Consider the following 12,119-nt stretch of genomic DNA (forward strand, 5'->3'; position numbering starts at 1 on the left):
AGGGGAAATGCTATGAATTTTAATAATACAAATGTAAGAAATAATAAAAGGAAAGCTTTGACTACAGGGCCTAAAATTGTAGTTATAGGTGGAGGAACTGGGCTTTCAGTATTACTAAGAGGGCTTAAGGAATATACATCTAATATAACTGCTATAGTAACCGTTGCTGATGATGGCGGAGGCTCTGGAATACTTAGAGAGGATCTAGGCATGCTACCACCAGGTGATATTAGGAGTTGTTTATTAGCTCTTGCCAATACTGAGCCTGCTATGGAAAAATTATTACAACATAGATTTAAGGAAGGAAGACTTAAGGGACAGAGCTTTGGTAATTTGTTTATTGCAGCCATGAATGAAATACATGGCAACTTTGAGACAGCTATTAAAGAAATGAGCAATGTTCTAGCAGTAACTGGTAAAGTACTCCCCATGACACTTGAAGATGTAAAGCTTTACGCTAAGCTGGAGGATGAGCACATTGTAGAGGGTGAATCAAATATACCTATTAAGAATGGTGAATTTGGAAGTAAAATAAGTCATGTATTTATTAGGCCTGAAAAGGCTAAGCCTGTAGATGAAGCCATAAATGCAATAAGGGAAGCAGACTGTATAGTATTAGGACCAGGTAGCCTGTATACTAGTGTTATTCCGAATCTTCTTGTTGAAGGTATAGTAAATTTAATTGATGATTCAAGTGCAATAAAGATTTATATACCGAATGTAATGACACAGCCTGGTGAAACTGATTGCTATAATGTACTAGATCATGTGAGAGCTATAATAAAGCACTCAAAGGAAGGAATCCTTAATTATATAATAACAAATATTGAAATGATACCAGAAGAAACCTTAGACAAATATCAAAAAGATGGTGCAAAGGCTGTAATTATTACTGAAGAGGAAGAAAAAATATTAGCAGATATGAATATTAAAGTAATTAAAGATAAACTTATAGATATTAAAAAGAATTATATTAGACATGATGCCATAAAACTAAGTGAGATAATAGTAGATTTAGTCATGAGAGAAAAGAGAAACTGAAAGCAGGTGCCTTCAGTTTTCTTTTTTATAATTCTCCTCTATACTTTTCCATCAATGCAGAGAAAAGTTCTGCAGAAGTTGGTGGAGTATAGGTTATAGCATTAGCACCTGCTTCTATAGTTCTTAAAATACTTTCTTCAGTAGGACCTCCTGTAGCGATAATTGGTATGTCAGGAAAATCTTTTCTAATCAAAGCAACTATATCAGGTGTTTTACTTGCACCAGATACATTTAAAATACTTGCCCCCGCTTTAATTCTATCTAAAATATGGGTATTAATAGTTGTAACAGTAACGACTACAGGTATATCAATGGTGTCTACTATTTCACTAATAACTTCATTTGAAGTTGGAGCATTTACTACAACACCCATTGCCCCTTGAAATTCGGCATGGAGAGCAAGGTTAACAGCTCTTTTCCCAGTAGTAATACCACCCCCAACACCACAAAACACAGGTACATTTGAAGCGGTCATAATAGCTTGCGTTATTACAGGCTGGGGAGTAAAAGGGTATACTGCCATTACCGCATCAGCATTAATATTTTTTATTATTGCAACATCAGTAGAGAATACTAATGACCGTATTAATTTTCCATTGACTCTTATTCCGGATGCTTTTTCAATTGAAACAGGTGTATGAATCATGTTTCTTTTTAAGTAGCTTGAAATTGTAGGTATTCTTCTTTCATCCATACTTGGTCCTCCCACAATAATGTTTTTTAAATTATAACATTAAGCTGAAAGAAATCCAACAAAAACATATTCTTTAGAATAAATTAGAAGGAAAAACGAAAATGTACCTTACATAGAAATTTTAAATATTAAAAAATAGAAACATAAAGGATATATAGAATATGTATAGAATAATTAATATATGAAAATTTTTGAAGGCTTCAAATTATTTTAGTAGTTTAAATCGATAAAGTAAAGGAGGATTTTTATGAGTGAAATTTATGCAAAAATGGCAGAGCCGTACAAGATTAAAATGGTGGAGAACATTAGATTAATACCTAAAGAAGAAAGAATTAAGAAGATAAAGGAAGTAGGCTACAATCAATTTGCATTAAAATCCGAGGATGTTTTTATTGATTTACTTTCCGATAGTGGAACTGGCGCTATGAGTGATAACCAATGGTCTGGATTAATGATGGGAGACGAAGCATATGCTGGTAGCAAAAATTTTTATAACCTTCAGGAAACTGTTCAAGAAGTAATTGGCTATAAATACTTTGTACCTACACATCAAGGAAGAGGTGCAGAAAATATTTTGTTTCCTATATTGATAAAGCCAGGACAATATGTACTTGGTAATATGCACTTCGACACTACAAAAGCTCATATAGAACTTAAAGGGGGAAGAGCAGAAAATTTTGTAATAAAAGAAGCATATGATACTCAGAAGGAACATCCATTTAAAGGAAACTTTGACTTAGAAAAACTTGAAGCTTTCATAAAAGAAAAAGGTGCCTCAAGCTGTGCTTTCATATTGATTACTGTAACCTGTAACAGTGCTGGTGGGCAACCTGTATCAATAGAGAATATAAAGGGAGTAAAGAATATAGCTGATAAATATGGACTAAGAGTTTTTTTTGATGCTGCTAGATTTGCTGAAAATGCTTATTTTATAAAACAAAGAGAAGAAGCCTATAGGAATAAGAGTATTAAAGAAATAATTAAAGAGATGTTTTCTTATGGTGAAGGACTTACTATGAGTGCTAAGAAAGATGGTATAGTAAACATGGGCGGTATGGTTGCGATTAAGGATGATGAGAGCTTGTTTGAAGGCGTAAGACAAATGGTGATTCCTATGGAAGGATTCCCTACTTATGGTGGATTAACAGGAAGAGACATGGAAGCTTTATCAAGAGGTATTAGGGAAGTAGTAGAAGAACCTTATCTTCAATCTAGAATAGGACAGATAGAATACTTAGCAAAACGACTTGATGAAGCCGGAATACCTATACAAAAACCTGCTGGAGGTCATGCAGTATTTGTAGATGCTAAAAAGCTTCTTCCACATATACCATATTATCAATTTCCTGCTCAATCACTATGCGTAGAGCTTTACATTGAAGCAGGAGTAAGAGGAGTTGAGGTAGGCTCATTTTTATTAGGAAGAGATCCTGACACAGGAGAACAACTTGAATCTCCACTAGAACTATTAAGACTTACTATACCTAGAAGAGTATATACAAATAATCATATGGATGTTATAGCAGAAGCTTTAATCAATATAGCAAAGAGAAAAGATGAGCTTAAAGGTTATGAATTCACATATGAACCAAAGGTACTAAGACATTTTATTGCTAAACTAAAGCCTGTAGAATAACATTTAAAAATTAGAAGCTAGTAAATACTAGGTACTGTCATACTGAACGTTAGCGAGGGATTTTTAGATTCTTCACTGCGTTCAGTATGACAAAATATAAGGTGTTTCTGTTTTTCTACTATTAAACTACAGAATTGAAACGAGTTTAGTTTATACTTTCCCTTTAATGCTTTTTATACTTTTCCTCTAGCATGCTAGAAATTAAAGTACCTGCACTTTTCTTATCTAATGAAGCCAGATCAATATCTTTATTTAAATCACCAGATAATTTTCTTATTGTTTCTATTTGCCTTTTAGTGGGTGGTTCACCAAAGAAGTCAGAGGAACTAAAAGTAGAAGACTCAAAAGAGCTTTCCAAAGTTTCGTCTTCAGCTTCTAGGTTTATCTCTTCAATGGCAGTCATACCTACATTAGTAAGATCTCTTAAGGCTCTTGCCTTTGCGCGCGTAGATGCCATCCTAATTATATGGGGTTGAATTTTAGAATTGACTGAAGCTGGACTTGCATCTCCATAATCAATAAAAGTTCCTTTATCAGTAATTGCTGTAGCCTTACAAATAGCAGTCATATTATTTTCCTTTGACGGTGACTGTACAAGTTCAACATGAATCGACTTCAAATTCTTTTGATGTGCTAAATCTAAAAGCCCTTCATAAGTAACAAAAGATTTTCCTTGAAGATTTATTATAAACTTTTCATTAATAGACATAAAATCACCTTTTTATTTTATTTTGCTACTTCATTAACAATTTAAACATGATAATAAAGTAAGCAAATATAAATAATGGCATAAATAAAAAAGTGCAGAAAAATAATTTATCTGCACTTTAATGTTTAAAAAATGAATTATTGATTATATTTATATAAAATTTAATACACTTAAAATAGCAATAAGCATATAGCTACCTCCAAACAGATTATTAATCTTTCAATAAATAATTGATAGCCAACTTAATTGTATTTTCAATAGCATCTTTATGAGTTCTTTCATATGAATGCGAAGCATCTACACCAGGACCTATAAGACCATGTTTAAATTCCCATCCAGCTCTTAAAGCTGCGCTAGCATCTGAACCATAGTATGGATATATATCTACCTTATAGTTTATATTATTGATTTTTGCAATTTCTACTAATTTATTTTTTAATTCCAAATCATATGGACCACTTGAATCCTTAGCACATATAGTAACGTTATATTCATCAGAAGTCTGTCCTTCGCCTGGAGCAGCCATGTCAATGGCGATAAATTCAGCAGTCTTTTCTGGTATAGAAGCTGAAGCTCCGTGACCTACTTCTTCATAATTACTTATCAAGAAGTTAGTTGTATACTTTGGAGCGATGTTGTTATCTTTAAGGTACTTAGCTACTGTTAAAATAGCAGCTACTCCTGCTTTATCATCTAGATGTCTTGATTTGATAAAGCCACTTTCAGTCACTGTAGTTCTTGGGTCAAGAAATACAAAGTCTCCAACTGAAATTTCTAATTTTTCTACATCTTCAGCTGAATTTACTTTTTCATCAAGTCTAATTTCCATGCTGCTTTCATTTCTTTCAAGCTTACTAGTTTCACTACCGTGGACATGAGTGGATGCTTTAGTTGTTAAGATAGTACCAGAATAAAGTTTGCTATTTGAAGCTTCAACAATACAATATTCGCCTTCCACAGTATTCCACGAATAGCCGCCAATTTGTGTGATTTTAAGCCTGCCATTACTTTTTATTTCCTTTACCATTGCTCCCAACGTATCTACATGACCAGATAATGTTTTATGTATTTCGTCATTTTCACCTTTTATAGTAGCTACTAAAGCTCCTTTTTTAGTTCTATAAGTGCTGACATTTAAATCATTAAATTCTTTTTCTACGAAATCCATTACTGTTTTAGTATTTCCTGTTGGACTTGGAGTTTCCAAAATTTTAACGAGTCTATCAATGGTGTATTGCATATCAATATTCATAAACAAGCCTCCTTAGTAATATTTTATGGAATCTAATACCATTTTATATCAAATAATAAGAATAGTAAATAAAACAATATTTAAATAGCTCGCTGAGTAGTTGAAAGATTTGCACTAATATGATAATTTAATTGTATATACTTTTTATTAATTAGGATGGGATATTTGTACATAGGGGTGTATCAACATGAGAAATGAAATAAGTGCAGGAGGGGTTGTAGTATTTGGTAATGCTATATTATTATTAAGAAAATATAATGGAGATTGGGTTTTACCAAAGGGGAAAGTAGAGTATAATGAAGATATAGCTGAAACAGCTACTAGAGAGGTACTAGAAGAAGGAGGAGTAAAGGCAAATATTATTAAATATTTAGGAAAGATACACTACTCTTTTAGAAATACAAGAGAAGAGGATGAAGTTGTCAATAAGACTGTACATTGGTTTCTAATGGAAGCTAGGAATATGGAATGTATTCCCCAAAAACAAGAAGGTTTTGTGGATGCTTTGTTTGTTCACATTAATAGGGCAAGTCAGATAGCAAGATATGAAGACGAGAAGAAAATAATATTGAAAGCTATACAAAATATGTAGTTATAGATTTTCTATGGTAGGTGTGGCTTATGTCTTTTTCATCAAAAACTAAAAATGAATTGTCTAGAATCCAAACAGATAATAGTTGTTGTATATTAGCAGAATTAGCTGCACTTATTCGCATGAGCGGCTCTATTCAAATTAGTGGATTAGGTCGGGTTAACTTAAAATTTACAACAGAAAATGCTGCTATTGCACGAAGAATATTTTCTTTACTTAAATCTTTATATAATGTAAATACTGAAGTAATGGTTAGAAAAAATAAGCAGCTAAAGAAAAATAATAACTATTTAATGATAGTTAGCAATTCTAAAGATGCAGAAAAAATTCTTATAGATACTGGAGTATTAAAAAAGGATAGCAAACAACATTATGTCATAAACTATGGTATAACTAAAGACTTAGTCAGCAATAGATGCTGTAAAAGAGCGTATATAAGAGGTGCTTTTTTAGGAGGAGGCTCAATTAGTAATCCCGAAAAAACTTACCATCTTGAATTTGTTACACACAGCCAACAGCATAGTGAAGATTTGTCTCAATTGATTAATTCTTTTGGACTAAACTCAAAAATAGTATTACGTAAAGAAAGTTATGTTGTATACCTCAAAGAAGGAGAACAGATTGTAGATTTATTAAATATTATTGAAGCTCATTCTGCACTTCTTAAACTTGAAGATATTAGAATACTCAAGGAAGTAAGAAATAATGTAAATAGGATAGTTAATTGTGAAACTGCAAACTTAGAAAAAACTATAAATGCTTCATTAAGGCAGATACACAATATTGAATATATAGACAAGGTAATTGGAATTGATAACTTACCCGAGAACCTAGTTGATATTGCACGATTAAGGCTTTTACATAGAGATGCAAGTCTAAAGGAACTAGGAATGATGCTTAATCCAACTATTGGGAAATCTGGGGTAAATCATAGACTAAGAAAATTAGAAGAGATTGCAGAGCAATTAAGAGAGAGGAGGAAGTAAAAATATGATTACAAAAACCGTAGTGATTAAAAATAGTATTGGACTTCATGCAAGGCCTGCTGCATTATTTGTAAGAACTTGTAGTAAATATAGAAGTGAAATATTCGTAGAAAAAGATGGTAATAAGGTTAATGCAAAAAGCATAATGGGAATAATGTCCTTAGGAGTTTGTCCTGATGAAGAAATTAAGATAATAGTAGATGGAATTGATGAAGATGTTGCTATGAAGGATATTGTGGATTTAGTTGAGAATAAGTTAGATCAATTATAAAGATTTGTTTTCTGAGTTTATAGCAAGAAAGTTTTACCTTTTCATAGTCTAATATTCCTAATTTATTGAAACAGGTCATATAATGTCGATTTATTGTAAGAACTAGTGTATAATGTTTAAATATAGGATCATATAAGTTTATTATAGAGGAGACAATCATGATATTAATGTCATTAGATATGATTAGAGAAGGAATGGTAAATGCAAGACCTATATTTACAAGCCAGGGACTAATGCTTCTAGATGAAGATGTCGTGATTAAGGAAAGATATTTAAATAGGCTTAAGGAATTGGGTATAAGAAGCATTTATATAAGGGATGATTTAGGTGATGGAAAGATAGTTCGCGATATGGTGAGAAAAGAATTGAAAATAAGTTCTTTTATAGTGATAGAAAATATTATGAATAATCTCTGTTATCTAGATGAAAATGAGTTCGATAACATAAAGAAGATTATCAATAAAATAATCGAAGATTTACTAACACCTGAAGATATACTAGTTAACCTTTCTGAAATTAGAGCTATTGATGATTATACATTTGGACATTGCGTAAATGTATCTGTTTTATCTCTAGTTACAGCCATAAGTTTAGGTTATGACAAAGAAAAACTTATTGACCTAGGTGCCGGAGCAATACTTCACGACATAGGTAAAGCTAGGATTGAGTTTAACATACTTAATAAACCTTCCTCTCTTACTATGAGTGAATATGAAATAGTAAAGAGGCATACTACATATGGATATGCAATTTTAAACAATATTAAAAATATAAGTTTTGATTCAAAAATAATAGCGTTATCCCATCACGAAAGATATGATGGTAATGGATATCCTCATAATATAAAAGGGGAAGATATCCACGAATATGCTAGAATAGTTTCAATTGCAGATGTATATGATGCATTAACTAATGATAGAGTCTATAAGAAAAAAGCAAGTATAGATGAAGCTTTAGATTATATTCTTTCTATGTCAGGAAGTCAATTTGATGGCAATATAGTTAATAAATTTGTAGATAATATTGCAAGATATCCAGTTGGCAAGGGTATCGTACTTAATACTGGTTTTAAGGGGTATGTTATTTCTAATAAGAAAGGCTATACATCCAGACCTGTAGTAAGGATACTATATAATAATTTAGGAAAGAGAGTAAAAGTTCCTTATATACTGGACTTATCTGAGATAGAAGACTCAATAAATATAGTAGAAACTACAGATGATATAGAATTATTTTGAGGTATAAAATTGTAACCTAATATTAGTTTTGATATAATGAAGATAGTGAAATTCACTATCTTTTTAATTTTTTTATATCCAAAAGGAAGTGAAAAAATGAGTGATAAAGCTGGAAAAAAATTTGTACATCTTCATGTTCATACCCAATATAGTTTGTTGGATGGAGCTTCTAGAGTAAACAAGCTTATAGATAGAGCTATAGAGCTTGGAATGGACAGCATAGCTATAACAGACCATGGGGTAATGTACGGCATAGTAGATTTTTATAAAACTGCTATTAAAAAAGGGATTAAGCCTATTTTAGGCTGTGAAGTGTATATATCAAAAGGTAAATATACTGAAAAAAATCCAAGCAAGGATAAAAATCAATATCACCTTGTACTTCTTGCAGAAAACAAGGAAGGATATTTAAACTTAATGAAGATAGTATCAGAAGGCTTTGTTAAAGGATTTTATTATAAGCCAAGAGTGGATTATTCAGTACTTAGAAAATATAGTAAAGGGATAATTGCTCTAAGCTCATGCCTTGCTGGGGAAGTACAGCAATATATTAATGACAACAATTATGAAAAAGCTAAGCAAATTGCTTTAATATATAATGATATCTTTGGACAAAATAACTTTTTTTTAGAATTACAGGATCATGGTATTAGAGAACAAAAGCTAATAAATCAACAGCTTTTAAAACTTAGTAGGGAAACAAATATACCACTAGTGGCTACTAATGATGTTCATTATATAAATAAGGAAGACTCTAAATTTCATGATGTTCTTTTATGTATACAAACAGGAAAAACTTTAGAAGACGCAGATAGAATGAAGTTTCCTTCCTCAGAATTTTATTTAAAATCATTTGAAGAGATGAATGCCTTATTTAGTAGCTTTGACGATGCAATAATAAATACTGTTAAGATAGCAGAACGATGTAATGTAGAATTAGATTTTAATACTCTTCACTTACCAAGCTTTAGCGCACCTGAGGGATTAACAAATCCAGAATACCTAAGGAAGCTATGCTATGAGGGATTAAAAAGAAGATATGAGAATGTAGGTCAGGAGCTAATTGATAGATTAGAGTATGAATTAAAGACTATTGAAAATATGGGATATGTCGATTATTTTCTTATTGTTTGGGACTTCATCAAATATGCAAAGGATAATGAAATAATGGTAGGACCAGGACGTGGTTCTGCAGCAGGCAGTTTAGTGTCTTATACATTAGGAATAATTGATATTGACCCAATAAAAAATGGTTTAATATTTGAAAGATTTTTAAATCCAGAGAGAGTATCTATGCCAGATATAGATATTGACTTTTGTTATGAAAGAAGAGAAGAAGTAATAGATTATGTCATATCTAAATATGGCTCTGATAAAGTAGCTCAGATTGCAACTTTTGGTACAATGGCAGCAAGAGCAGCCATAAGAGATGTAGGCAGAGCAATAAATATGCCTTATGGTGAGGTTGATTATATAGCAAAGCAGATACCAATGGCTATTGGTATTACTATAGATAAAGCATTAGAGATAAACAAAAAGTTAAATGAACTATATGAAGATGATGATTCAGTAAAGGAATTAATAGATTTAGCAAAAGCAGTTGAAGGCCTACCACGACATACTTCAACACATGCTGCTGGGGTAGTTATATCGAAGCTACCTATTACTGAGTATGTTCCATTATCAAGGAACAATGAAAATATTATTACCCAGTTTACAATGACAGAGCTTGAAGAGCTGGGCTTATTAAAGATGGACTTTTTAGGATTACGAACTCTTACCGTTATAAGAGATGCTATAAAGCTAATTGAAGACAATCATAAGATTAAGATAGATTTCTCTAATTCAAACTATGATGACCCAAATATATACAAGATGTTTGCTAAAGGTGAAACTTTAGGAGTGTTCCAATTTGAAAGCTCTGGCATGAGACAGTTTTTAAAAGAGCTTAAACCTACTGGATTTGAAAACATAGTAGCAGCTAACTCTTTATATAGACCAGGACCAATGAACCAGATACCAAGGTATATAGAAAACAAAAATAATCCTGATGCAATTAAATATTTGCATCCTAAACTAGAACCTATACTTGATGTTACTTATGGTTGCATGGTATATCAGGAGCAAGTAATGCAAATTGTAAGAGATATAGGAGGCTTTTCTATGGGGCGCTCTGATTTAGTAAGAAGAGCCATGGGAAAGAAGAAAATGGATGTAATGGAGCAAGAAAGAAAGCATTTTATTTACGGCAAGACAAATGAAAAAGGTGAAGTAGAGATACCTGGTGCCATAAGAAATGGTGTAGATGAAGTTACTGCGAATAAGATTTATGATGATATGATAGATTTTGCAAACTATGCATTTAATAAATCCCACTCTGCTGCCTATGCAGTTGTAGCATATGAAACAGCATGGCTTAAATATTATTATCCTGTTGAGTTCATGGCTGCTTTAATTACTAGTATTATGGGAAATACTAACTCTGTTTCGCTATATATTCAAGAATGTAAACGTCTTGGAATAAAAATACTTCCACCTGATATCAACGAAAGCTACTCAAAATTTACAGTGAAAGATGGGGCAATTAGATTTGGACTTGCTGCAATAAAAAATGTTGGCTCTGCAGCAATCGATTCTATAGTTGAAACAAGGAAAAAAAGCGGAAAATTTCTTAGCTTCGTTGATTTTTGTCAGAGAGTAGATTTAAATGTTATAAATAAAAGAATGATAGAAAGCATGATAAAATGCGGTACATTTGATTCATTAGGAGCAAATAGAGCACAGCTTTTAGCAGTATATGAGCGAATATTGGAAGGTATGAATCAAGACCGAAAGAGAAATGTAGAAGGACAATTTTCTTTATTTGAAGTATTAAGTCCTGAAGACAATCCTGATTTGAGTCTAGACATATTACCGAATATTAAAGAATTTCCAGAAAGAACCTTATTATCAATGGAAAAAGAAATGATAGGGGTGTATATTAGTGGACATCCACTTTCTTCCTTTGATGAAGAGCTCAAAAGAATTTCTAATGTAACCACAGTAGATATAAATGAAGCATTGGAAAATATAGGAGTAAATGCAACTCCTATTAGCGATGAAAGCAAAGTCACTATTGGAGGTATAATAGTAAAAAAACAAAATAAAATCACTAAAAATAACAATATGATGGCATTTGCAACTCTTGAGGACTTATATGGAACAATAGAGCTTATAATATTTCCAGCTACTTTTGAAAAATATAGTAAGCTTATATTCGAAGACAGTATAATAATAGTTGATGGAAAACTTAACATAAATGAAGAAGAAGAGCCCAAAATAATAGTTGAAACTATTAAACCTTTAGTTAAAGCTAAAAAAGAAAAAATATATATTAAAATGCCAATGTCAAAACCTTTAGATTTTCTTGAGGATATTAAAAGAACATTATCTCAGCATAGTGGTACAGTACCTGTATATGTCTATATTGAAAAAAACAGAAGTACCGTAATGGCAGATAGAGATTATTGGGTAGATGCTGATAATATAGAACTCTTTAAAAAACTTGAGAACATGCTAGGGAAAGATTGTGTTAAGGTTTGTTGATTGGTTTTTACCATAAAATCTTTAGTGGAATATTTTGATTTTGTGGTATAATATGCTTATAGTATCCATTCATAACAATATTCGTGTAAAATTAGACTATAGAGATAGAAACTTT

At 31.7% G+C, this 12,119-nt stretch carries 10 protein-coding genes; 7 read left to right on the forward strand and 3 right to left on the reverse strand.

Features of this window, described 5'->3' with window-relative positions:
- The first annotated feature begins 12 nt into the window (after positions 1-12).
- Entirely contained in the window at positions 13-1,041 is a 1,029-nt protein-coding gene (gene mgfK, locus ABV008_RS05005; protein ID WP_352418720.1) for a gluconeogenesis morphogenetic factor MgfK, read from the forward strand.
- Positions 1,042-1,066: 25 nt separating this feature from the next.
- Here mgfK and ABV008_RS05010 read toward each other — a convergent pair whose 3' ends face one another.
- On the reverse strand, positions 1,067-1,735 hold the full coding sequence (locus ABV008_RS05010) for a hydrolase (RefSeq protein ID WP_352418721.1): 669 nt from the start codon (positions 1,733-1,735) through the stop codon (positions 1,067-1,069).
- A 247-nt stretch (positions 1,736-1,982) separates the two neighbouring features.
- Here ABV008_RS05010 and ABV008_RS05015 point away from each other — a divergent pair, with 247 nt between their 5' ends.
- On the forward strand, positions 1,983-3,371 hold the full coding sequence (locus ABV008_RS05015) for a tryptophanase (protein ID WP_352418722.1): 1,389 nt from the start codon (positions 1,983-1,985) through the stop codon (positions 3,369-3,371).
- Between the two features lie 163 nt (positions 3,372-3,534).
- On the opposite strand, the gene ABV008_RS05020 is transcribed toward ABV008_RS05015, so the two are convergent.
- Positions 3,535-4,080 carry a hypothetical protein gene (locus ABV008_RS05020; protein WP_352418723.1) on the reverse strand — a complete coding sequence of 182 codons (546 nt, stop codon included), beginning with the start codon at positions 4,078-4,080 and terminating at the stop codon, positions 3,535-3,537.
- 211 nt (positions 4,081-4,291) lie between these two features.
- Positions 4,292-5,332, reverse strand: coding sequence for a M42 family metallopeptidase (locus tag ABV008_RS05025; RefSeq protein ID WP_352418724.1), 1,041 nt, complete (start codon positions 5,330-5,332; stop codon positions 4,292-4,294).
- A 187-nt stretch (positions 5,333-5,519) separates the two neighbouring features.
- Between ABV008_RS05025 and ABV008_RS05030 the strand changes: the two genes are divergently transcribed.
- The 5 genes from ABV008_RS05030 (at position 5,520) to ABV008_RS05050 (ending at position 12,004) form a co-directional block, all read left to right on the forward strand.
- Complete coding sequence (locus tag ABV008_RS05030) at positions 5,520-5,924, forward strand: NUDIX hydrolase (RefSeq protein ID WP_352418725.1); 405 nt, start codon at positions 5,520-5,522, stop codon at positions 5,922-5,924.
- A gap of 29 nt (positions 5,925-5,953) precedes the next feature.
- A complete protein-coding gene (whiA, locus tag ABV008_RS05035; RefSeq protein ID WP_352418726.1) occupies positions 5,954-6,910 on the forward strand; it encodes a DNA-binding protein WhiA in 957 nt (318 codons plus the stop codon).
- Positions 6,911-6,914: 4 nt separating this feature from the next.
- Positions 6,915-7,181, forward strand: a complete 267-nt coding sequence (locus ABV008_RS05040; protein WP_352418727.1) for an HPr family phosphocarrier protein — start codon at positions 6,915-6,917, stop codon at positions 7,179-7,181.
- A 158-nt stretch (positions 7,182-7,339) separates the two neighbouring features.
- Positions 7,340-8,419 carry an HD-GYP domain-containing protein gene (locus ABV008_RS05045; protein ID WP_352418728.1) on the forward strand — a complete coding sequence of 360 codons (1,080 nt, stop codon included), beginning with the start codon at positions 7,340-7,342 and terminating at the stop codon, positions 8,417-8,419.
- Positions 8,420-8,515: 96 nt separating this feature from the next.
- Positions 8,516-12,004, forward strand: a complete 3,489-nt coding sequence (locus tag ABV008_RS05050; RefSeq protein WP_352418729.1) for a DNA polymerase III subunit alpha — start codon at positions 8,516-8,518, stop codon at positions 12,002-12,004.
- The last annotated feature ends 115 nt before the right edge of the window (positions 12,005-12,119 follow it).

It is taken from the genome of Proteiniborus sp. (genome assembly GCF_040308045.1).
In the GTDB taxonomy this organism is placed as follows: Bacteria; Bacillota; Clostridia; order Tissierellales; family Proteiniboraceae; genus Proteiniborus.

Coding starts and splice junctions, on each gene's coding strand:
- ABV008_RS05030 (WP_352418725.1), top strand. CDS start 5,520: ATGAGAAATGAAATAAGTGCAGGAGGGGTTGTAGTATTTGGTAATGCT.
- ABV008_RS05040 (WP_352418727.1), top strand. CDS start 6,915: ATGATTACAAAAACCGTAGTGATTAAAAATAGTATTGGACTTCATGCA.
- whiA (WP_352418726.1), top strand. CDS start 5,954: ATGTCTTTTTCATCAAAAACTAAAAATGAATTGTCTAGAATCCAAACA.
- ABV008_RS05020 (WP_352418723.1), bottom strand. CDS start 4,080: ATGTCTATTAATGAAAAGTTTATAATAAATCTTCAAGGAAAATCTTTT.
- ABV008_RS05010 (WP_352418721.1), bottom strand. CDS start 1,735: ATGGATGAAAGAAGAATACCTACAATTTCAAGCTACTTAAAAAGAAAC.
- ABV008_RS05050 (WP_352418729.1), top strand. CDS start 8,516: ATGAGTGATAAAGCTGGAAAAAAATTTGTACATCTTCATGTTCATACC.
- ABV008_RS05045 (WP_352418728.1), top strand. CDS start 7,340: ATGATATTAATGTCATTAGATATGATTAGAGAAGGAATGGTAAATGCA.
- mgfK (WP_352418720.1), top strand. CDS start 13: ATGAATTTTAATAATACAAATGTAAGAAATAATAAAAGGAAAGCTTTG.
- ABV008_RS05015 (WP_352418722.1), top strand. CDS start 1,983: ATGAGTGAAATTTATGCAAAAATGGCAGAGCCGTACAAGATTAAAATG.
- ABV008_RS05025 (WP_352418724.1), bottom strand. CDS start 5,332: ATGAATATTGATATGCAATACACCATTGATAGACTCGTTAAAATTTTG.